Source organism: Pollutimonas sp. M17 (assembly GCF_025836975.1).
In the GTDB taxonomy this organism is placed as follows: Bacteria; Pseudomonadota; Gammaproteobacteria; order Burkholderiales; family Burkholderiaceae_B.
In genome coordinates this window covers 2,325,726-2,347,978 of record NZ_CP107548.1, presented here as the reverse complement: position 1 = coordinate 2,347,978, position 22,253 = coordinate 2,325,726, and the positions used below count along the sequence as shown (strand labels likewise).

Genomic DNA, 22,253 nt, shown 5'->3' with positions numbered 1-22,253 from the left:
TCAGGGGTTTATCAGGTCACACTGAGCCCGCCATCGACGGTAAACACCTGGCCAGTGATCCATGCGGCATCGGGAGATGCGAGAGCAACGATCCAGTTGGCCACATCGTCAGGTATTCCGCGTCGACCCAGCGGAATACGAGCACGCTCGCTCGCTTTAACGCTTTCTATCTGCTCAGCCGATAACTTCATTCTCTCCGACAGGAAATTGCTTTCCGTAGGGCCTGCAGCCACGGCATTTACGCGTATGCCATCGCGAGCAAGTTCGAGCGCCCAACATCTGGTCATATGCTCAAGCGCCGCTTTGCTGGCTGCATAGTGTGAGAGAGCCTCTGCGGCCTTGTGTCCAAAGGTGCTCGTCACATTGATGATGCTGCCGCCGGATCGCTTCAGATAAGGCAGGGCCGCTGTAGTCAACAATGACGGGCCAAAGACGTTGACAGAGAATATTTCGTTGATTTGCGCAAAGCTGGCCTGCGACAGGGGCAGGATGGCACCGGCCCCGGCATTGTTGATCAGCACATCGAGACGTCCGTGTCGATGTATGAGTTCTTCGATAGTTCGCGCGGCGTCGGAGGGGTTGCCTGCGTCGGCCACGATGTAATCAATGCATGAGTCGGTGCGTACGGCTTGCTCCAGTGCTTCCTGCCTGCGGCCGGTGATGACTACGCGAGCGCCGCTTTTGGCAAACTTTGAGGCTGCAGAAAGGCCAATGCCGGCGCCACCGCCAGTCACCAGCACAACTTGAGTATTGAGTTTGGTCATTGTGTTATTCAAGAGTAAAAAGCGGGGAACCTCTAGTGCTAACGTTCGCCGGTCTTGTCCGTTGACACGAGCGCCACAATATTCGTGATGCCTTGCCGTGCCATCTTGGTATATGGACAAAAGCGTTCGGTATTGCGAACCAGCTCTTCGGCGATGGCTTGGTCTACACCAGGTAAACGAATCCGTGTGTAGGCGGTCAGGACAAACAAGCCATCCATAGGGTCACGGCTGAAGTCAACCTGAACCTCCACTGAACAATCGGGTATGGGGATTCCGTCGCGCGCAGCTAGCAAGCTTAGAGCGCCATGGAAACAGGCGGCATAACCGGCGGCAAACAACTGCTCCGGGTTGGAGCCACCCCCGGGTCCGCCCAGCGCCTCTGGTAGGCGCAGGTGGACGTCCAGATTGCCGTCATCAGAGCGTGCAACGCCAGATGCGCGTCCATGACTGGCATCGCCGCCTGTCACTGTGACGGTGGTGGAGTAAAGCGTTTTGGTATCACGTCCACGGTATTTTTCTAATAAGGATAAGGGTGGTGCTTTTAATGTGGCCATAACGTGCTGAGCTTGTCACCTATTTCGATACGTGCGACTGGGCAAGCCATGTATCAAAGTTCACGGCGCCAAGGCGGGGGTTGGCCTTGGGCATCAGCGTGTCGTTTTTAAGCTCCGCACCGAAATAGAGAGCGTGTTCATCTTCTACCACGCTACGCGAATCAGAGATTGCCTTCAGGTAACGTTGGACCAGGTCAGAGAGCTTTACACGCTCTGGGCCAGCAATCTCGACTATGCCATTGCAGGGAGCACCAATTGCGTAATCCGCTACCGCCGCTGCGACGTCACTCGAAGAAATCGGCTGGAAGAACGCAGGTGATATCCGAACCGCTTCTCCTGAGCTGCCTGCCTGCGCAATGCCGCCGAGAAATTCGAAAAATTGTGTTGAGTGAACGATGGTATATGGCACGCCTGACTCTCGTATGAGTTTCTCTTGCGCTATTTTTCCGCGGAAATAGCCGCTTTGTGCCAGGCGGTCCGTTCCTACAACAGACAGGGCAACGTGATGTTGTACCCCGGCCGCAATTTCGGCGGCGAAGATATTGCGACCAGAGGTTTCAAAGAACTCCAGTACATCTTCGTCGGCGAACGATGGGGAGTTGGCAAGATCCACGACAACAGAGGTGCCTGCCATGGCTTGCGATAGACCCTCACCGGTGATGGTATTGATGCCTGTTGCAGGAGCTGCGGCAATAACCTCATGTCCCTGCGCCTTTAATATTTCGACCACTTTGCTGCCGATGAGGCCGGTGCCTCCAATGACAACGATTTTCATAGCATTCTCCTGGATGTAGGTGGATATGAAAATTGTAGGGTTGAGCCCGGACATGCGGTAGAGCCGAAAGCGGACTCATGGTGTTGCATTGAGCGCATCAATGGAGGGTTCGTCAGGCCGCAGCCACGTTCACCAGCGTAGTCAGGCATTGGATATCGAGCGAACGAATTTGTTCGGTGATGTAGTCAACGAATACACGAATTCTGGCAGGAAGCTGTTTGCGACTTAGATAGCATAGGTAGTGGCCGCCATCGTCGGGAGCATACTGTGCCAGGCAAGCGACCAGTTTTCGGTCATTGAGCAGGTCGCATACCAGGTAAGCAGGAAGTTGTGCGATGCCCTGGTCGTTCAGTACCGCTTGTAAAATCAGATCCAAATCATTGAACGTATGGTGGGCGGACGGAACATATCTCTGGGCATAGCCATCGATCTTGAACTCCCATTCTCTGGCACGCCCCAAGGTCGTGCAAAAGTTAATGCAGTGATGTTCACCCAGATCATCGATATGGCGCGGTAGGTCATAGGCTGCCGCATACCCAGGCGAAGCACATACGATCATCTGCATTGGAATCAACTGGCGAGCTACGATATCGCAGTTTTCCATTCGGCCGTCGCGAAACGATACGTCGATACGGTCTGCGGTGAAATCAGCAGGACGGTCGTCCAGCAGAAGCTCCAGCGTGATATCAGGGTACTGTGCATGAAAGCTTTGTAGCAGCGGAGCAATTACCTTGCGCCCGAAGCCGAGCGTCGAGTGAATGCGTAGGTGCCCCCTTGGCGGGCCGTTTCGCAGTTCACGCATGTCCTCCAGCGCCCGCACGATACGTATCACGCCTGGCTGGCAGTTTTCGTAGAATAGTTCGCCTTCGCGGGTTAATGATGTACTGCGCGTCGTGCGGTGAAATAAACGAGCGTCCAGCTGTGCCTCAAGCTTTTGCACGCTGCGGCTCACCGCCGAGCGTCCGATGCCCAGACGTTCACTTGCACGCGAGAAGCTGCCTTCATTGGCGACGGCCAGAAATGCAATAACACCCGCATAACTAGTGACGAAGGTATTGGCGAGTGAGTCGGCCGCCCCGATAAGCGGACGGCGCGGCTGCTCATGCGATGTGGAGAGGAAAGCGTGAGTATTCATACCTGACTAGACGTATGAATACTGCCTCGTGTGACGCTGCCAGTCTTGTTTTTTCAAACTATTACATTATGTCAAGGCGGCCTAATGCTCTGGGATGAAGAACGGTATGCCTACGATCATCACAAGGGTGAACGCGGCTTGTTTTAGGATAGCCATAAAATCCTCCAAAGAGAAAGCCCGATTGCTCGGGCCAGACTTGACAAGTGGTCAGTAGTCCCAGAAGACGGGTACCCAACGGAAGGCGTCGCCGTCGACCGCCACTCGACCAACGGATGGAAACGGCAGGTGAGTTGCCACCAGCAACTCGCCGGATGTCGCGACTTCCTGTAAGAGGCCACGTCGAACGCGAGCTGCTTCCTCAGGATCATGTTCGAAGCCGTTGTACCAGTCGGGATGGTCGAATCCAACTGTAAACACGGCGTCGCCGGCGAAGGTTAATCCCTCACCGTCGGACGCTACACGAACTACGACGTGCCCTGGGGTATGACCACCCGTACGTCGGGCTACCACCCCCGGGGCTACCTCGTATTCGTCCTCGAACGGTCGCAAGTAGCTGCCGTACTCCTTTATGAACCGCGTCGCGGTTGATCGAAGCGCATCGGGGAACCCAGTCGGCATCGAAGTAAGGGAGAAGTCGGGCGACTCCCAAAACTTTACCTCGGCGGCCGCCACATGGATACGCAGGTCGGGGCGCAGTTGATCCTTCACACCTTCGACAAGTAGTCCACCGATGTGATCCATATGCATATGAGTGAGTACCACATCGGTCACGCTGGCAAGATTGATGCCTGCGGACTGCAGCCGTTTTACTGTCTGCCCTGCACGGGGTAGCTGCAAGTCGGGGTCCGACCCCAGTCCAGCATCGATTAGTATGACTTGCTCGCCACTGCGTACCACGACCACGTTCAGTGCCCAATCGAACGCGTCCGGCGGCAAGAACATGTCTTCCATCCAGGCTGCCCGGTCGACGGGATCTGCATTATGTCCGAGCATTGCGGTGGGAAGCGGTAGAACTCCATCGCTGATCACCAATACGTCAATGTTGCCGATCTGCACTGCGTAACGTGATGGCACCAGATCAGCGGTATCCACACTGTCGGGAGCAAGGGTGTCGTCTAAACTAAGCATGATTAAATCTCCAAATAGGTTTTTCGATGCCCCGGAATGCAAGCCAGTGGGGCGACTGGGAACAGGTCGCCGTTCAGGCGAGGTTGGCTTTGTCCAATCCGAAAGCCTTATCAGCCGAACCCGGGACAGTTTTAAACGCAACGTTTGCGCGATTCCATGCGTTGATGGCCATCACATCGAACGTCAGGTCGGAAAGCTCCTTTTCGCTTAATTGAGTGCGCACTCGATCGTAGATTTCGTCGGAGACGCCATGTTCAGGTAGTTTCGTCAGGACTTCGGTCCAAGCAAGCGCTGCGCGTTCACGGGGCTCAAAGAGTGTGGATTCGCGCCATGCTGTCAAATGATGAATACGAAGTTCTCGTTCGCCGTGGATACGCGCTTCCTTCACATGCATATCGAGGCAGAAGCTGCAGCCGTTCAGCTGAGAGGCGCGAATCGATACCAGATCGCGAATTGACTCTTCGATTGCGGTGTTCTTCAGGGCGTTGCTGAACTGCATGAACGCCTTGAATAGTTCAGGCGATTGTTGAATGTAATTGATACGGTGTGTCATGATTGCTCCAGAGGACGATTGGGGGAGCGCCCTGGTTTACAGGACACTGATCACGGCAGAAGGCCGTGTGTCATCATGGTAGGTAGCAATGGTGTGTGACGGTAGGCCTGCAAATATGCTCACAGTGTTGCCCTATGCGCACCAAATAGGGCCGTCATGTGGGTTGAAGGTTCGGGAACGGTGCAGACTCTACAGCAGTCCGAAGTGCAGCGGAAACGAACCCTAGACAGTCTGGGGCCGGCCGGCGGAGTCAGCCATGTCCCTATTGCCCCACACAATGCCACAGGCAACTTCACGAAGGTAGTACAGCGTTGCCTGTGCGCATTCGTATCAATCCCGGTCAACCTTCGGCAGCGAAACTGAGGGTAGGCATATCTACAACGCCAACGATTCGTCTCGAGTAGATAAGCAGTTCAGCAAGATGATGACGCGCTTCGATTGATGTCCGGAGGGCAATATAGTGGGACCTTCTTCAAGCCTACCGCGTGATGAAGCGACTCTCTAGAATTGGCTTTACATAGGAAGATCAAACGGAGACAACTTCATGGACTATTTGCTTCATTTAGTGCGGGTGGCCTTCGAAGAGCACACCGAGCTACTTTTGTTCGCAACGGTTTTTCTGGAGCAGATCGGTTTGCCTATGCCTGCCTATCCCTCACTAATTGTCGCCGGCTCGCTCCCGGCAACCCTGGCTGACGCCGCCTTACTTTGCGAGATATTCGGTATGGCTGTTCTCGCCTGCCTTTCGGCCGACCTCGTGTGGTACTGGATGGGCCGCCGGTTCGGTAGCACATTGACGCGTAGAATCTGCCATCTGTCCATGTCACCGGAAGTGTGTGTCATGCGTAGCGCCGGTTTTTATCGAAAACATGGGCTTAACACATTATTGATTGCAAAGTTTTTACCGGGCGCCGGCGCAATGACGACACTGCTTGCAGGGGCGAACAGGACAAGCTTGCGAAAGTTCCTTGCTTACGACGCGATGGGTTCCATGATCTGGGCCGGCTCCGCGCTGGCTTTGGGATATATCTTCCAGGACACCGTTTCACAAGCGCTGGCGCTCTTGACTCGTTTTGCATATCTTGGTGCCATCGCGATGATCTTCATCGTTCTTGCTTATATAGCAGCACGATGGCAGAGCCGGCACAGAGCCGCTCCGCTCATCAAACTCGCACCGCTCAGTACGATTTCAATGCTGCGGCAAACCGTTGCCGATGAGGAACCATAGCTTTGGCGACAGCTTAAGCTGTATTTCTGGCCAACTCATGTTTAACGCTACAACGTAGACGGGGCCGATAGAAATATCGGCCCTTTCAGGGTGCCTGGGTTAGCTATGCGAGCTGTGTCCTCCAGACTTCCCGGCTGGGCAAGAAACAGCCGAAAAAAAGCCCCTTCGGGGCTGAAACGTGCAAAAGAGAGCCCGCCGAAGCGAGGTTGATGCAAGACATGAAGAGGCGCTTGGATCACGGTGGTTGCAGGCAACACAAGCCCATGCTCTCCAAAATATTGTTGATGTCCTTCAACTCTGATGACAAATTTATCTTTACTGCAAGATGGCGCTTGCGGTGCAGTCTGACAACGCCCGTCAGATCTTTGTTGCCCGGACTGACCGAATCCTTGTCGGGCTGGGCGGTGATCCTGCCGCCGACGGTTGGCGTGCATTTTTTGTTACCAGTAAAGGGGCGTGTAGCGTGCTATAAAAGGCCCATAGCATTTCTGCAGGGCCAGGAAAATGTCCATTCAAACATTGAACCGATGCGGCATCGCGCTGTTTCTTGCCGCGCTTGTTTCCGGGTGCTCCGTACTCGATCTAGGGTCGGATTCCAGCCCGCGTGCGGGCGCCGCATCCTCGGGCAGCGGCGCATGCGCCTGGAATCGCAGCAGCTGCATGCATGAAGGGCGGTATGAGCAAGGGGAACGGGACTATGCCGAAGAGGAGGCAAGACGCCTGAATCAGGCCCAGGCCGCGCGGCTGCGTTCAGGTTGGTGACCAGGCTGGCATCGATCAGGGCAGGGTCTCGTCCAGCCAGTCCATGGACACCGCCGCCGAGAACGCCAGGTTGCCCGTCTGGCAATGTCCATCCGCGCCTTCTTGGGCGGTAAAGCAGTAGTACCCCACCGGTCCTGAAACGTGCTCCCGCACGTGCCGCCACTGCCGCAAGGGTTCGGCGCCCTCGCCTTCGCCCGCCAGGGCCAGCACCGGGCATGCGATGCGGGCCAAGGCCTCATCGGGCACCCGGAACTCGCGCATGGCCACGTATGTCTGCTTGAAGCTTGCCTGCCCGAAGCGGAGCATCAGGTTGCGCGCCATTTCGCGTGTCTGGGCGTTCATTGCTTCCGGGGGCAGCATGTCGATATCGCCTGGTCCGAAATCGTCCGGGTCCGGCATCTGCGCCGGATCGAATCCGACGAAAGAGCTCATATAAGCATGCAGATCGCTGATCGGGGAATTGAGGATCAAAGCTTTGATCCGGCTGTCGGCCGCCGCGATGCGCAAGGCGAAATAACCGCCGAAGCTGATGCCCATCAGGGCCAGGGCGTCGGGAGCGGTATCGGGTTGCGCCAGCAGATGGTCGACCGCCGCGCGGCCGGCGCGTTCGAAATCCGGCACAAAATGGCTGCCGGGATTGAAGCGCAGCGTGTCCATTTGTCCAGGCCCCGTAAACAGGAACAGATCGCGGCCGCGCTCCAGCGCCGCCAGGCCGTGGGCCATATAGGTTTCTTCCAGTGTCCCGTCGAAACCGCTGATGATCATCAGTGTGCGGCCCGTGGAGCGCTGCGGATTGCGGATGTGGTAGGCGGGCAGCTTCTGGCCGTCCAGCTCGATCCAGACCTCGGCGCAATCCCGGCCTGCGCACTGCATGGCGGCAAGAAAGGCCTGCCGGCTGAGCAGGCCGTATTGCCCATGCTTGGGGTCGGCCATGCCGCAGTAGTACTCGGCCGCACGGTAGCTGTTGCTGGCGAGCAGATATTGCTGGCTGGCGCTGACGCGATGGCCGCGCGCCAACCTGGCGCTTGCATCGACCGACTGGCGCTCGCCGGCCTGGGCGAAGGCGCTGACCCAGGCATCGGGATCGGCATCCGGTATGCTTTGGGCCAATGCCAGGCATTCGCCGACGGACGAGCCTCCGTAACGCGACACGCCCAGCTGGCGCATCAGCTGGAAATCCATTTCCGGATCGTTGAACCCCCGAACACGGGTCCGGCCGCGCTTTAGTGTCTCGCTCATTATGGCTTCCTTGGTGGCGCATGCAAACAGCCCTCCGAGGCTTATGCAGCGTCTCAAAGCATAGCAGGCAACTCACCGGGAAGGCATCGGGGATTCTTTTGATGATATGTCTTGAAGCGACCCGATCGGGAGAACGGTACGGTCGGGGCTATGCCTCGCAGGCCGCTGTCAGACGCTGCGTACGATTTCAGGCCCCAGGCGGGCAAGCGTGTCCATGACCGCATCGCACTGGCGCGGGCTGCGCGGATGCACCACCAGCGACCAGCGGCCGTCCTGGGTGGCTTCCTGTACCCGCTGGATCACCAACTGGTGATCGGGCCTGGCCGTTATCAGCCCGCCCAGCAGCATGCCGCCGATGACGGAGAAGAAAAGAATGGCGCCGGCGCTGGCACGGGGCGATGAAACGATGGCCGGCAGCTCGAGGGCATATAGCACGCACCAGAGGATCGCGCCGGCGACGGCGCCGGCGGCGCCCAGAATCAGGTGCGCGCGCACGGCCGTTCGCACAATGCCGCGCGATTCGGGCTCCAGCTTCTTTGAATAGCCTTTCTCATAAGGCTTGACCAGGCGCAATTGCGTCGTGTGCAAGCCGACGGCGGAATGCAGCGTTGCCGCTGCGGATGCCGCCCCGCTTTCGGTATCGAAGATTGCGGCGATCTTGGTTGTCGCCCGTTCGCCAAATAGTGTTTGCCAAGCCATATCAGTCTATCCCCCGTCAACGGCATGCGTCCACCGTGGACAGCAATCCCTGTGCCCGACGTCCGCCGGGCCAGATACGCTTTTATTTGAAATTCCTGCCTAAAGAGCCTTCATATTCCGCCGTTAATCCGGCGCAACTAAGGGTTTTCCCTGGAATCGGTCTACTGATGCGCGCCAGGTCTTCCAGCGGGTGCGTCCCTGTAACCATGATTCCTCGGAAATACCGGAAAATGAACTTTTTAACGAATATGCGTATTGGAAACCGGCTGGCGCTGGGCTTTGGCATTGTGCTGGCACTGGCCGTCCTGACGGGAGGGCTGGGCATCTGGCAATTGCAGGCCTTGCATGCCGCCAACCAGCAGATGATGGAAGTGCCGCTGGCCAAAGAGCGGATGATCAGCGACTGGTATCGCAACCTGACCAATGGCGTCAATCGCACGATCGCCATCGCCAAAAGCACGGATCCGTCCCTGGGGCCCTATTTTTCCAAGGAAACCGCCGCCGCCACCAGCGCATCGGCCGAGCTCCAGAAGAAAATAATACCTTTGCTCAAGGCGGATGCGGAAAAGGAGCTGTTCCAGCAAATCATGGATCAGCGTGCCATCTACCTGTCCACGCGCGATGCCATGACACGACAGAAAGTGGCGGGCAATCCGGAAGAGGCCAAGCGCATCTTTGAAAACGAGTTCATTCCGGGCGCCCGCAAGTACCAGAGCCTGGTCGAGGAACTGGTGGAGTCCCAACGGCAGTACATGGACAAGACGTCCGAGGCCATTTCGGCGTCGAACCAATCCAGCCGCCGCGTCATCCTGGGGCTGTCATTGGTCGTGGTGCTGTTCGGGATGCTGTTTGCGTGGCGCCTGACAAAGGGAATCACACATCCTTTGATGCGCGCCGTCCAGGTGGCGCGCAACATCGCCGGAGGCGACCTGACTTCCCGGTTCGAAGCGCATTCCACCGATGAAACGGGACAACTGCTGCAGTCCCTGCATGAAATGAACGACAACCTGTCCAGGCTGGTGGGCAACGTCCGGGAGGGCGCGCACAGCATTGCAAGCGCGTCCGGCCAGATCGCCGCGGGCAATCTGGATTTGTCTTCACGCACCGAAGAGCAATCCAGCTCGCTGACCGAAACGGCATCGGCCATGGAGCAATTGACCACCACGGTCAAGCAGACCGCCGACAATGCCCAGCTGGCCAATCAACTGGCGGTATCGACCTCGCAGATTGCCGAGAAAAGCGGCCGGGCCGCCGGCGAGGTCGTTGCGACCATGGAGTCCATCAACAGCTCGGCCGGAAAGATCGTCGATATCATCGACGTGATCGACAGCATCGCCTTCCAGACCAACATCCTGGCCCTGAATGCTGCGGTCGAGGCCGCTCGTGCCGGCGAGCAGGGCAGGGGGTTTGCGGTGGTTGCCAGCGAAGTCCGGAGCCTGGCACAGCGCAGCGCGACGGCGGCCAAGGAAATCAAGGCGCTTATCGATGATGCGGTCGGCAAGGTGGAAGCGGGCAGCAAGCTGGTCGGGGAAGCAGGCACGACCATCCAGGAAGTCGTGGCGAGCGTGAAGCGCGTTACCGATATCGTCGGCGAAATATCCATGGCCAGCAACGAGCAGAGCGTGGGCATAGAGCAGGTCAATCAGGCCATCGTGCAGATGGATCAGGTGACGCGCCAGAATGCCTCTCTGGTCGAAGAGGCGGCCGCCTCGACCGGCAGCCTGCAAGGCCAGGCCACGCAGCTGACGGAAGCGATCAGTGCCTTCCGGTTGGATGTCCGCGGCGAGGCGGTCGCATTGCCGCAGGACAGAGCCCCGCGTCAGATCAGGGCCGTGCGCAGCCTGGCCGCATAGGAAGGTGGCGGCCGGGGAGCGGGCCGCCCTTAGCGGACCGCCCAGGCCTGGACGGCGGGCCAGATGTCTTCGGGCGATTCGGCGATGGCGTCAGCCTGCCATGCGTGCAGCGCGGTTTCCTGGCCGCAATAGCCATAGGCGGCCACCACCGTGGCCATGCCGGCGGCCTTGCCGGCGATGATGTCGCGCTGGTCGTCTCCCACGTATATGCATTGCGAGGGGTCGAAGCCCGCCTGTTTGGCCGCATGCAGCAGCGGCGCCGGATGCGGCTTGGCGTGGCTGGTGGTATCGCCGCCCACCGTGACGGCGCAATCGGTATACAGGCCCAGATGCACGACCAACGGCATGGCCAGGTATTCCATCTTGTTGGTGACGATGCCCCAGGCGTAGTCATGGTCCTTCAGCGTGGACAGCAGCTGCTTGATACCCGGAAAGAGCGTGGTGTGGGTGGTCATGTCCTGTTCGTAGTCTTCCAGGAACTGCTGGCGACAGGCCTCGTAGTCGGGGTGGTCGGGGTCCATGTCGAGGCCGGCTTTCAGCAGGCCGCGCGCCCCATGCGACGCATAGGGCCGCAAGGCTTCATAGGGCAGGGGCGGCAGGCCTTTGCGGCTTCTTTGTCTGTTGGCTGCGGCGGCCAGATCGGGAGCGGTGTCGGCGAGCGTGCCGTCCAAGTCGAATAAAACCAGTTTGCGCATAAGGATCAATTTTCGCGGCGGCTTGCCATCAGGTAATTGACCGACGTGTCGCCGCTGAGTTTATACAGATCAATGATGGGGTTGTATTCCATGCCGGCCATTTGCACAAGCGCCAGGCCCGCCTGGCGCGCGGCTGCCGCCAGTTCGCTGGGCTTGATGAAGTTTTCGTAGCTGTGCGTACCCTTCGGAAGCATGCGCAAAACGTATTCGGCGCCCACAATGGCAAAGAGAAATGACTTGGGGTTGCGGTTCAGGGTGGAGAAGAACACCCAGCCGCCCGGCTTGACCAGCGTGGCGCAGGCCCTGACGATGGAAGCGGGATCGGGTACGTGCTCCAGCATTTCCATGCAGGTGACCACGTCGTAGCGGGCGGGCTGCCGGCTGGCGAGGTCTTCGGCGCTGATGGCCTGGTAATCGACCGGAACGCCGGATTCCAGCCCGTGCAGCTTGGCGACCTTCAGGGATTTTTCTGCGAGGTCTATCCCGGTAACCTGGGCGCCGGCTTGCGCCATGCTCTCGGCCAGGATGCCGCCGCCGCAGCCTACATCCAGCACTGTCTTGCCCGAAAGCGGGCCCGCCTGATCCTGTATCCAGCCCAGGCGCAGCGGATTGATGGCGTGCAAAGGCTTGAATTCGCTTTCGGGATCCCACCAGCGTGAGGCCAGGGCGCTGAATTTATCCAGTTCAGCCTGATCGACGTTGTGCTTGCTGCTGGATGAAGAAGTGGCTGTCGTGTTCATGGGCTGTCCGGAAATGATAAGGGCCCCGCAGTGCGGAGCCCTTATTGTAGCGTTGAACGCTGCAGGTATTACAGTGATGTATTACTTGCGGGTACCAACGATTTCGATCTCTACGCGGCGGTTCTGGGCACGGCCTTCGCGAGTCTTGTTCGAAGCGACGGGGCTGGATTCGCCCTTGCCTTCGACGTAGATGCGATCGGCGGAAATGCCCTTGCTGACCAGGTAGGCCTTGACCGAGTTGGCACGACGCTGCGACAGGCCCAGGTTGTACTGTTCGGTACCGATGGAATCGGTGTGGCCCGTTGCAATCAGGGTTTCCAGATTGATGGTGTTGGCTTGCGCGGCAACTTGATCCAGGACTTGACGGCCTTCAGGCTTGATGGTGGCTTTGTCGAAGTCGAAGAAGGTGTCAGCATTCAGGACAACTTTGGTAGCGGTAGGAGCGACCACGGGAGCTTGAGCCTGAGCAACTGGTACGCCGTCGCAGCCGGGGATGCCGGTGGCGGGGGTCCAGAAGTTGTCACGCCAGCACAGTTCGTTGGTGCCGTTTTTCCAAACGTCGCCAAACGGGTTGCGCCAGTTATCGACGGTTTGTGCAGATACAGCGCCAGACGCCGTTGCGGCGGCAATGGCGAGTGCTAGTGCGATTTTGGAGGGTTTATTCATGTTTCTCCTCGTTGAGCTTAATGCTGGTAAGTGACCGCAGCGAATCCCCGCCGCATATCAAGAAAACGGAGCCAGTATAGCAACACCATTGATGATCAAAGAGTTGCGCTGGATTCATGCGTGTTAGGGCGAATCTTACGGCATTTCTGGGTGGTTCGTTAAGCACGAATGATACATATCCGCCAGATATCCGGTTTTCTACCTTATCTCTCCGATAAATGTTGGTTTTTGACAACGCCCTCATGCGCTTAAAGTGGTTTATCAAGTGATCGGGCGAAAGGTCTTGTTTAAGCCGGCTTGCCACATGTCTGCATGCCCCCGCGCATGCCCGGGAGAGCTTATGTAGGGAAGTGCTAGAATTTCCCATTCGCCCGACATCGGCCAGACTTCACGACTTTTACGCTTAAGACACGCTATGGATTCCTTCGCCAAGGAGACCCTTCCAATTTCGCTGGAAGAGGAAATGCGCCGCAGTTATCTCGATTACGCCATGAGCGTGATCGTGGGGCGCGCCTTACCGGACGTTCGGGACGGCCTGAAACCGGTGCATCGGCGCGTGCTCTTTGCCATGCATGAGCTCAATAACGACTGGAACCGCGCTTACAAGAAGTCGGCGCGTATCGTTGGCGACGTCATCGGTAAGTATCACCCGCATGGCGACTCGGCCGTGTATGACACCATCGTGCGCATGGCCCAGGACTTCTCCCTGCGCTATATGCTGGTCGACGGGCAGGGCAACTTCGGTTCGGTCGACGGCGACAGCGCGGCGGCCATGCGTTACACCGAAATCCGCCTGGCCAAGATCGCGCACGAGATGCTGGCCGACATCGACCAGGAAACCGTCGACTTCGGGCCCAACTACGACGGCAGCGAAAGCGAGCCCCTGCTGCTGCCTTCGCGCCTGCCCAATCTGCTGGTCAACGGCAGTTCGGGGATCGCGGTGGGCATGGCGACCAATATTCCGCCCCACAATCTGTCCGAGGTCATCGAAGGCTGCCTGTATTGCCTGCGCAACCCGGATTGCACCATCGACGAACTGATCGAACTGATCCCCGCGCCGGATTTCCCCACGGGGGGCATCATCTATGGCCTGTCCGGCGTGCGCGAGGGCTACCGCAGCGGAAGGGGACGCGTCATCATGCGCGCGAAAACCCACTTCGAGGACATGGAAAAGGGCAATCGGCAGGCCATCATCATCGATGCCATACCCTACCAGGTCAACAAGAAGACCCTGCAGGAAAAGATTGCCGAACTGGTCAACGAGAAGAAGATAGAGGGTATTTCCGATATCCGCGACGAATCCGACAAAGACGGCATGCGTCTGGTCATCGAGCTCAAGCGCGGCGAAGTTCCGGAAGTGGTCCTGAACAACCTGTACAAGAATACGCAGCTGCAGGATACCTTCGGCATGAATATGGTGGCCCTGGTCGACGGCCAGCCCCGCCTGCTGAACCTGAAGCAGATGGTCGAGTACTTCCTGCTGCATCGCCGCGAGGTCGTGACGCGCCGTACGGTATTCCAGCTGCGCAAGGCGCGCGAGCGCGGCCATGTGCTGGAGGGCCTGGCCGTGGCCCTGGCCAATATCGATGACTTCATCGCCATCATCAAGGCGGCGCCGACGCCGCCCGTGGCGCGCCAGGAACTGATGGCGCGATCCTGGGATTCGTCGCTGGTGCGCGAGATGCTGCAGCGGGCCGACCAGGGCGACACGCCGGGGGGCCGCGCGGCCTACCGGCCCGAATCGCTGCCCGAGGGCTTCGGCCTGCAGGGCGACGGGCTGTATCGCCTGAGCGACACCCAGGCCCAGGAAATCCTGAACATGCGTCTGCAACGCCTGACGGGCCTGGAGCAGGACAAGATCGTCGGCGAATACAAAGACATCATGGCGACCATCGCCGACCTGCTGGACATCCTGGCGCGGCCCGCACGCGTAACGACCATCATCGGCGACGAGCTTCTGGCCATCAAGGCGGAATTCTCCACGTCCACCAAGGATGTGCGCCGCTCGGATATCGAGCGCAATGCCACCGAGCTCGATACCGAAGACCTGATCACTCCCATGGACATGGTGGTGACCCTGTCGCAGACGGGCTATATCAAGAGCCAGCCGCTGTCCGAGTACCGTTCCCAGAAGCGCGGCGGGCGGGGCAAGCAGGCCACGGCCATGAAGGAAAACGACTGGATAGACCAGCTGTTCATTGCCAATACGCACGATTACCTGCTGTGCTTCTCCGACCGGGGCCGCGTGTACTGGCTGAAGGTCTGGGAAGTGCCTCAAGGTTCGCGCAACTCGCGCGGACGCCCCATCGTCAATATGTTCCCGCTGCTCGACGGCGAGAAGATCACCGTGGTGCTGGCGGTCAAGGAATTCAGCGAAGACCACTATGTGTTCATGTCCACCTCGCGCGGCACGGTCAAGAAAACGCCCTTGTCCGATTTCTCGAATCCGCGCAAGGCCGGCATCATCGCCGTGGCGCTGGACGAGGGCGACTACCTGATCGGCGCCGACCTGACCGACGGCAAGCATGACGTCATGCTGTTTTCGGACGCGGGCAAGGCGGTGCGCTTCGACGAGAACGACGTGCGCCCCATGGGCCGCACGGCGCGGGGCGTGCGCGGCATGATGCTGGAAGACGGCCAGGCCGTGATCGCCATGCTGGTGGCGGGCGACGAGTCGCAAAGCGTGCTGACGGCCACCGAAAACGGCTTCGGCAAGCGCACCTCGATAAGCGAATACACCCGCCATGGGCGCGGCACCAAGGGCATGATCGCCATCCAGACCACGGCGCGCAACGGCAAGGTGGTCGGCGCGGTGCTGGTCATGCCGTCGGACGAGATCATGCTGATCACCACCGGCGGCGTGCTGGTCCGCACGCGGGTGTCGGAAATCCGTGAAATGGGCCGCGCGACGCAGGGCGTGACCCTGATCAGCGTGGATGACGACAGCATGTTGTCGGGCGTGCGCCGCGTGGTCGAAAGCGATGCCGATGACGACGTCATCGTCGAAATCGATGGCGGATCAACGGCCGAGGCGGCGGGCGACGATGCCGGCGTTTCACCGGACCAGGCCGCTGAAGGCGATTCCGCCGGCTCCGATTCCGATTCCGAAGGCAGCGGGGAACCATCGTAATGCGTCCATGGAATTTTTCGGCGGGCCCTTCGGCCCTGCCGCTGGAAGTGCTGCAGCAGGCGGCCTCTGAGATGACGGACTGGCACGGCTGCGGCATGTCGGTCATGGAAATGAGCCACCGCGGCAAGCAGTTCACGCAGATACGCGACGAAGCCGAAGCCGATCTGCGCGAATTGCTGGGCGTGCCCGACGATTTCGAAGTCCTGTTCATGCAGGGCGGCGCGACGGCCGAGAATGCCATCGTGCCCCTGAACCTGATCGGCCGTAATGGATCGGGCAAGGCCGACTACATTCTTACCGGGATCTGGTCGAACAAGTCGCACAAAGAGGCCCAGCGCTACGGCGATATCGCCATCGCGGCAAGCAGCGGCGCCGAGGCCACGCTGGACGGTGTGAAGCAGGACCCCTGGACCTGGTTCCCCAAGGTGCAGGACTGGAAGGTCAGGCCCGATGCGGCGTACCTGCACTTGTGCAGCAACGAGACCATAGGCGGCGTCGAGTTCGCCGACTGGCCCGACATGGCGTCGCTGGGCGCCGCCCAGGTGCCGCTGGTGGTGGATGCATCGTCGCATTTCCTGTCGCGCCCCATCGACTTTTCCAAGGCGTCCATGGTGTACGCGGGCGCCCAGAAAAATGCCGGGCCGGCCGGCGTGACCGTCGTCATCATCCGCAAGGAGCTGGTGGGCCATGCGCTGCCGGTGTGCCCATCGGCCTTCGATTACGCGAACGTGGCGGCTGCGGGCTCCATGTTCAACACACCGCCCACCTACGCCATTTATATCGCCGGCCTGGTGTTCAAGTGGCTCAAGCGCCAGGGCGGTGTGGCCGCCATCCAGGCCGCCAACATCGCCAAGGCGCAGGCCCTGTATTCCTATCTGGACGATTCCCGGTTCTATGTGAGCCGGGTGCATGCGGCGTCGCGGTCGCGCATGAACGTGCCGTTTTTCCTGCGCGACGAGTCGCTGAACGCGGCCTTCCTGTCCGAGGCCGAGGCCGCCGGGCTCATGCAGCTGAAAGGGCACAAGAGCGTGGGCGGCATGCGCGCCTCCATTTATAACGCCGTACCGCTGGAGGCGGTGCAGGCACTGATTTCTTACTTGCAGGACTTCGAGCGCCGACATGGATAATTCATTGCAGGCCCGCCTGCTGCCTTTGCGAGAACGCATCGATGCGCTGGACGAGCAGATCCTGGATCTGCTCAACCAGCGCGCCGCCACCGCCCAGGAAGTCGGCAAGGTCAAACAGGAGTTCGACCTGGACGGCCCGGTGCTCAAGCCCGAACGCGAAGCCATGGTCATCCGGCGCCTGCAGGAACTGAACAAGGGACCGTTTACCGAGCAGGCCATCGATGCCGTCTGGACACAGATCATCTCCACCTGCCGCGGGCTTGAAAGCGTGCTGACGGTGGCTTTCCTCGGGCCGCAGGGCTCGTTTTCGGAACAGGCCGCGCTGGAGCATTTCGGCCATTCGGTCACCCGCCTGCGCTGCGATTCCTTCGACGAAGTGTTTCGCGCGGTCGAGGCCGGGCAGGCCAACGTCGGCATGGTTCCCGTCGAGAATTCCACGGAGGGCGCGGTCAATCGCACCCTCGATCTCTTGCTGAATTCGCCCCTGAAGGTGCTGGGCGAGCGTTCGATAAAAATCCATCACAACCTGATGACGCAGTCCGGTACGCTGGACGGCGTCACGCGCGTGATGGCGCACCCGCAGGCGCTGGCGCAATGCCAGGCGTGGCTGACCCAGCATTATCCGCGGCTTGCGCGCGATGCGGCGTCCAGCAACGGCGAAGCGGCGCGCATGGCTTCCCAGGATCCCACGGTGGCCGCCATCGCGGGGGCAACCGCGGCGCAAGCCTGGGATCTGCAAATCGTGGCCTCGGGCATCCAGGACGATCCGCAGAACCGGACGCGATTCCTCGCGGTCGGGGCCATAGAGACACTGCCGACCGACAGCGACAAGACCAGCATCATCCTGGCCGTGCCCAATCGCGCCGGTGCCGTCTACGACATGCTGGCCCCGCTGGCGGCCAACGGGGTGTCCATGACGCGCCTGGAGTCGCGCCCGGCGCGCACCGGCCAGTGGGAATATTATTTCTACGTCGACCTGCTGGGCCATCGCAATGAGCCGGCGGTCGCGCAGGCACTGGCCGACCTGAAGAAACAGGTCGCTTTTTTCAAGGTATTGGGATCCTATCCCAGGCAGTAGGAACAGGCTGGCATGAACCTAGAAGACACTAAAAAGGCCGCCGCAGCGGCCGTCCCCGATTATGTGCTGGCCATCGCCCCTTACCAGGCAGGCAAGCCCATAGGCGAACTGGCGCGCGAGTTCAAGCTGGACCCCGCCGGCATCGTCAAGCTGGCCTCGAATGAAAACCCCCTGGGACTGCCCGAGTCGGCGCGGCGCGCCATGGCGGACGCCATAAGCGGCCTGGGCCGCTATCCCGATCCCAACGGTTTCGAGCTGAAGGCGGCCCTGTCGGCGCGCTACGGCGTGCCGGCCGACTGGATCACCCTGGGCAATGGCTCGAACGATTTGCTGGAACTGGCCTCGCTGGCCCTGCTGGCGCCGGGCGCATCGGCCGTTTATGCGCAGCATGCGTTCACCGTGTACCGGCTGGCCACGCAGGCGCGGGGCGCGCGCCACATCATGGTGCCGGCGCGCGATTATGGCCATGACCTGGATGCCATGTACGACGCCATCGACGAGGACACCCGGCTGGTCTTCATTGCCAATCCCAACAACCCCACGGGAACCTTTCTGCCGGCCGACCGGATCGCGGCGTTTCTGGCCCGGGTGCACGATCGCTGGGGCGACCGGGTCACGGTTCTGCTGGACGAGGCCTACAACGAATACCTGGACCCCGAATTCCGTTTCGACAGCGCTCGCTGGATCGAGCAGTATGGCAACCTGATCGTCTCGCGCACCTTCTCCAAGGCCTATGGGCTGGCCGGCTTGCGGGTGGGCTACGCCATCGCCCAGCCCGGATTGACCGACGTGCTCAATCGCGTGCGGCAGCCGTTCAACGTCAACAGCCTGGCGCAAGTGGCCGCCATCGCGGCCCTGGGCGATGCGGCCTTCCTGCAGCAGTCCTATGAATTGAACAAGACGGGCAAGCAGGTCCTGGTCGAGGGGTTCACGCGCCTGGGCCTGGAATTCGTGCCCAGCTATGGCAATTTCGTGCTGGTGCGCGTGGGCGATGCCGCACGCATCAATCTGGAGTTGCTCAAGCAGGGCGTGATCGTTCGCCCGGTGGCGGGCGACGGATTGCCGGAATGGCTGCGCGTTTCCATAGGCCTGCCCGACGAGAACGCCCGTTTTCTGGATGCGTTGACGGCCACCCTCAGGGCGCCATGAGCGGCCCCACCGCCTCTTCGGTGCAGGCTCAGCCGTGGATGCCGGTGCTGGCCGTCGTAGGCGTCGGACTGATAGGCGGTTCATTCGCCAGCGCCCTGCGCCAGGCCGGCGCCGTCGGCCGGGTATTGGGCGTGGGACGCCAGGCCGCCTCGCTGGCCCAGGCGCGCAGGCTGGGCCTGATCGACGAGATCGCCACCCTGGAGCAGGCCGCGGCGCGGGCCGACCTGATCTTTCTGGCGATGCCGGTAGGCGCCACCGCCGCAGTGATGGCCGAACTGCGGCCTTTGCTGCGCCCTGAAACCCTGGTCACCGACGCAGGCAGCACCAAGGCCGACGTGGTTGCCGCGGCGCGTTCGGCGCTGGGCGACCGGATCGGACAATTCGTGCCGGGCCATCCGATAGCCGGCGCCGAAAAAACCGGCCCCGAAGCGGCCGATGCATCGCTGTACAGGGGACGCACCACGGTCCTCACGCCCCTGGCCGAAAATACCGCCGCGGCAAAGGCCTATGTGACGCGAGCGTGGGAGAGCTGCGGCGCCCGGGTGCTGAGCATGGAGCCCGATATCCACGACACGGTGCTGGCGTCGGTCAGCCATGTCCCGCATTTCCTGTCGTCGGTCTTCATGTGGCAGGTGGCGACGGCGCAGGACTCGGACCTGCGCATGGCGTTGGCCGGCACCGGCTTTCGAGACTTTACGCGCATTGCGGCCGGTTCGGCCGAAGTGTGGCGGGATATCTTCCTGAGCAACCGGCCCGCCGTGCTGGCCGAGCTGCGCGAAGTGAAGGACGCCCTGGAGCAAGCCGAACAGGCGCTGGAAGACGCCGACGGCGACAAGCTGCAGGATTTTCTGGAACGTGCGGCGCTGGCGCGCCGTTTTTGGGGTAGCAGGAGCGGTTTGTCATGACGATGAGTCCCAGTTTATGTTTGCAGCCGGTGCGCGCCGCATCGGGCCAGGTGAAGTTGCCGGGATCCAAAAGCATTTCCAATCGGGTGCTGTTGCTGGCGGCGCTGGCCGACGGCGTGACGCAGCTGGACGGACTGCTCGATTCCGACGATACGCGGGTGATGCTGGCGGCCTTGAGCCAGCTGGGCGTGCAGGTCGAGCTGGACGGAACGGACAGGGCGCGCATCGGAGGCCACTGTCCATTCACGACGCAAAGCGCGGAACTGTTCCTGGGCAATGCCGGGACCGCCTTCCGCCCTCTGACCGCCGCCCTGGCGGTGATGGGCGGGGATTACCGGCTGTCCGGCGTGCCCCGGATGCATGAGCGGCCCATAGGCGATCTGGTGGATGCCCTGGCGGCCCTGGGCGCGGACGTCCGCTACCTGGGGAACCCGGGCTACCCGCCGCTGGCGATAGGCCGGGGCGGCATCCGGGCGGACAAACCCGTCCGGGTCAAGGGGTCGGTATCCAGCCAGTTCCTGACCGCCTTGCTGATGGCCGCGCCCATCCATGCCTCGCGCGCATCGACCGATGTGGCGATCCAGGTCGACGGCGAGCTTATTTCCAAGCCCTATATATCGATCACCCTGAATCTGATGGCCAGATTCGGCGTGCAGGTTCAGCGCGACGGGTGGCGGCGTTTTGTGATTCCCGCCGGATCGCGCTACACCTCGCCGGGTCGCATCGCCATCGAGGGCGATGCGTCGACGGCGTCCTACTTCATGGCCCTGGGGGCCATTGGCGGAGGCCCGGTCCATATACAAGGGGCGGGATCGGACAGCATCCAGGGCGACATGGCGTTTGCGGACGTCGTGCAGGAAATGGGAGCGACGGTCGTGCGCCGCCCCGATTCCATCGAGGTCAGCGGCCCGCGGGTGGCCGAAGGCGAAAAGCTCAAGGCCTTCGACCGCGACTTCAACCTGATTCCCGATGCGGCCATGACCGCCGCCGCCTTGGCGATGTATGCCGACGGCCCCTGCATGTTGCGCAATATCGGCAGTTGGCGAGTGAAGGAGACCGACCGCATCCATGCCATGCATACCGAATTGCAGAAGCTGGGCGCACAGGTGGAGTCCGGCCCCGATTGGCTGAGGGTGACCCCCATCGCCTCGTCGGAATGGAAGTCGGCCTCGATAAAAACCTACGACGATCACCGCATGGCCATGTGCTTCTCGCTGGCCGCCTTTGGCCCGGTGCCGGTGACCATATTGGATCCGGACTGCGTCAGCAAGACTTTTCCCGATTATTTTTCCGTATTCCGCGAACTGGTGCGAGCATGACTTCAGCGTCGGCAGATATCCCCGTCATCACCATCGACGGCCCCACGGCCTCCGGCAAAGGCACCATAGCCCATCGGGTCGCCCAGGCTCTGGGCTGGGCGGTGCTCGACAGCGGTGCGCTATACCGGCTGACGGCCCTGGCCGCGCAGCAGAAGGGTGTGGATGTGGGCGACGAGGCCGCGGTGGCCGGGGTCGCCCTGGACCTGGACGTCTCATTCCAGGGCGAGCAGGTTTTGCTTGATGGCCAGGACGTGGGCGCCCTGATCCGCCAGGAGAGCATCGGCAACCTGGCTTCCAGGGTCGCCGCCTATGGACCGGTGCGCCAGGCCTTGCTGGAGCGCCAGAGGGCCTTTCGTCTGGCGCCGGGCCTGGTGGCCGATGGCCGTGACATGGGCACGGTGGTGTTTCCGGACGCGCCGCTGAAGATATTTTTGGTGGCCGATGTGCGGGCGAGGGCGGAAAGGCGCTGTAAGCAGTTGAAGGAAAAGGGGATTTCTGCTAATCTATCGGGCCTGTTGGAAGATATGCGTGCGCGCGATGAGCGCGACCGCAACAGGGCGAACGCACCGCTAGTCGCGGCGCCTGACGCAAAAACGGTCGATTCATCAAGTTTGAGCATCGATGAAACGGTCGGGATAGTACTCGATCACTGGTCGAGCCTGGGGTTCCGGGCGGCTGCCAGGCGGGCTGACTGAAGCTTGCCACGGGTGTCCGGGATTATTTTTTACTCCACTGGGGCTTTGCGTCCCGGTGT

General features: G+C 60.7%; 21 protein-coding genes. 10 read left to right on the top strand and 11 right to left on the bottom strand.

Translation table 11 applies throughout. The features are described from left to right. Window positions 1-11 precede the first annotated feature (11 nt). The 6 genes from OEG81_RS11145 to OEG81_RS11120 all read right to left on the bottom strand — a co-directional run bounded on the left by OEG81_RS11145 (window position 12) and on the right by OEG81_RS11120 (window position 4,909). Window positions 12-764, bottom strand: coding sequence for an SDR family NAD(P)-dependent oxidoreductase (locus tag OEG81_RS11145; protein WP_264129311.1), 753 nt, complete (start codon window positions 762-764; stop codon window positions 12-14). Window positions 765-802: 38 nt separating this feature from the next. After that, complete coding sequence (locus tag OEG81_RS11140) at window positions 803-1,318, bottom strand: Ohr family peroxiredoxin (protein WP_264129310.1); 516 nt, start codon at window positions 1,316-1,318, stop codon at window positions 803-805. A gap of 19 nt (window positions 1,319-1,337) precedes the next feature. After that, complete coding sequence (locus OEG81_RS11135; protein ID WP_264129309.1) at window positions 1,338-2,093, bottom strand: SDR family oxidoreductase; 756 nt, start codon at window positions 2,091-2,093, stop codon at window positions 1,338-1,340. 112 nt (window positions 2,094-2,205) lie between these two features. Beyond that, a complete protein-coding gene (locus tag OEG81_RS11130; RefSeq protein ID WP_264129308.1) occupies window positions 2,206-3,228 on the bottom strand; it encodes a LysR family transcriptional regulator in 1,023 nt (340 codons plus the stop codon). Between the two features lie 207 nt (window positions 3,229-3,435). After that, window positions 3,436-4,356 carry an MBL fold metallo-hydrolase gene (locus tag OEG81_RS11125; RefSeq protein WP_264129307.1) on the bottom strand — a complete coding sequence of 307 codons (921 nt, stop codon included), beginning with the start codon at window positions 4,354-4,356 and terminating at the stop codon, window positions 3,436-3,438. 73 nt (window positions 4,357-4,429) lie between these two features. Beyond that, on the bottom strand, window positions 4,430-4,909 hold the full coding sequence (locus tag OEG81_RS11120) for a carboxymuconolactone decarboxylase family protein (RefSeq protein WP_264129306.1): 480 nt from the start codon (window positions 4,907-4,909) through the stop codon (window positions 4,430-4,432). A gap of 544 nt (window positions 4,910-5,453) precedes the next feature. On the opposite strand from OEG81_RS11120, the gene OEG81_RS11110 reads away from it, so the two are divergent. Next, complete coding sequence (locus OEG81_RS11110; RefSeq protein WP_264129305.1) at window positions 5,454-6,137, top strand: DedA family protein; 684 nt, start codon at window positions 5,454-5,456, stop codon at window positions 6,135-6,137. Between the two features lie 504 nt (window positions 6,138-6,641). Beyond that, window positions 6,642-6,899, top strand: a complete 258-nt coding sequence (locus tag OEG81_RS11105; RefSeq protein ID WP_264129304.1) for a hypothetical protein — start codon at window positions 6,642-6,644, stop codon at window positions 6,897-6,899. A 15-nt stretch (window positions 6,900-6,914) separates the two neighbouring features. Here OEG81_RS11105 and OEG81_RS11100 read toward each other — a convergent pair whose 3' ends face one another. Continuing rightward, on the bottom strand, window positions 6,915-8,138 hold the full coding sequence (locus OEG81_RS11100; RefSeq protein ID WP_264129302.1) for an alpha/beta hydrolase family protein: 1,224 nt from the start codon (window positions 8,136-8,138) through the stop codon (window positions 6,915-6,917). Between the two features lie 168 nt (window positions 8,139-8,306). Continuing rightward, complete coding sequence (locus OEG81_RS11095; protein ID WP_264129301.1) at window positions 8,307-8,837, bottom strand: hypothetical protein; 531 nt, start codon at window positions 8,835-8,837, stop codon at window positions 8,307-8,309. A gap of 230 nt (window positions 8,838-9,067) precedes the next feature. Here OEG81_RS11095 and OEG81_RS11090 point away from each other — a divergent pair, with 230 nt between their 5' ends. Continuing rightward, a complete protein-coding gene (locus OEG81_RS11090; protein WP_264129300.1) occupies window positions 9,068-10,690 on the top strand; it encodes a methyl-accepting chemotaxis protein in 1,623 nt (540 codons plus the stop codon). A 29-nt stretch (window positions 10,691-10,719) separates the two neighbouring features. Here OEG81_RS11090 and gph read toward each other — a convergent pair whose 3' ends face one another. The 3 genes from gph to ompA all read right to left on the bottom strand — a co-directional run bounded on the left by gph (window position 10,720) and on the right by ompA (window position 12,791). Beyond that, window positions 10,720-11,385 (bottom strand): phosphoglycolate phosphatase, encoded by a 666-nt coding sequence (gene gph / locus OEG81_RS11085; RefSeq protein ID WP_264129299.1) that lies wholly within the window; start codon window positions 11,383-11,385, stop codon window positions 10,720-10,722. A gap of 5 nt (window positions 11,386-11,390) precedes the next feature. Then, a complete protein-coding gene (ubiG, locus tag OEG81_RS11080) occupies window positions 11,391-12,125 on the bottom strand; it encodes a bifunctional 2-polyprenyl-6-hydroxyphenol methylase/3-demethylubiquinol 3-O-methyltransferase UbiG (RefSeq protein ID WP_264129298.1) in 735 nt (244 codons plus the stop codon). A gap of 81 nt (window positions 12,126-12,206) precedes the next feature. After that, window positions 12,207-12,791, bottom strand: coding sequence for an outer membrane protein OmpA (gene ompA, locus OEG81_RS11075; RefSeq protein WP_264129297.1), 585 nt, complete (start codon window positions 12,789-12,791; stop codon window positions 12,207-12,209). Between the two features lie 415 nt (window positions 12,792-13,206). Between ompA and gyrA the strand changes: the two genes are divergently transcribed. Genes gyrA through cmk form a run of 7 tightly spaced genes read left to right on the top strand, consistent with a single transcriptional unit; the run spans window position 13,207 to window position 22,194 of the window. Next, entirely contained in the window at window positions 13,207-15,921 is a 2,715-nt protein-coding gene (gene gyrA, locus OEG81_RS11070) for a DNA gyrase subunit A (protein WP_264129296.1), read from the top strand. Beyond that, the gene (serC, locus tag OEG81_RS11065) at window positions 15,915-17,048 is read left to right on the top strand and encodes a 3-phosphoserine/phosphohydroxythreonine transaminase (protein WP_264132574.1); all 1,134 of its coding nucleotides are present in this window, start codon (window positions 15,915-15,917) and stop codon (window positions 17,046-17,048) included. Before gyrA ends, serC begins: the two co-directional genes overlap by 7 nt. After that, window positions 17,041-18,126: a prephenate dehydratase gene (pheA, locus tag OEG81_RS11060; protein WP_264129294.1), complete on the top strand. Its 1,086-nt coding sequence runs from the start codon at window positions 17,041-17,043 to the stop codon at window positions 18,124-18,126. Before serC ends, pheA begins: the two co-directional genes overlap by 8 nt. Window positions 18,127-18,138: 12 nt before the next feature. Further along, window positions 18,139-19,275 carry a histidinol-phosphate transaminase gene (gene hisC, locus OEG81_RS11055; protein WP_264129293.1) on the top strand — a complete coding sequence of 379 codons (1,137 nt, stop codon included), beginning with the start codon at window positions 18,139-18,141 and terminating at the stop codon, window positions 19,273-19,275. Further along, the gene (locus tag OEG81_RS11050) at window positions 19,272-20,180 is read left to right on the top strand and encodes a prephenate dehydrogenase (protein WP_264129292.1); all 909 of its coding nucleotides are present in this window, start codon (window positions 19,272-19,274) and stop codon (window positions 20,178-20,180) included. The genes hisC and OEG81_RS11050 overlap by 4 nt, the downstream gene beginning before the upstream one ends. Continuing rightward, a complete protein-coding gene (gene aroA, locus OEG81_RS11045; RefSeq protein WP_264129291.1) occupies window positions 20,177-21,499 on the top strand; it encodes a 3-phosphoshikimate 1-carboxyvinyltransferase in 1,323 nt (440 codons plus the stop codon). The genes OEG81_RS11050 and aroA overlap by 4 nt, the downstream gene beginning before the upstream one ends. Further along, window positions 21,496-22,194 (top strand): (d)CMP kinase, encoded by a 699-nt coding sequence (gene cmk / locus OEG81_RS11040; protein ID WP_264129289.1) that lies wholly within the window; start codon window positions 21,496-21,498, stop codon window positions 22,192-22,194. Before aroA ends, cmk begins: the two co-directional genes overlap by 4 nt. Window positions 22,195-22,253 lie beyond the last annotated feature (59 nt).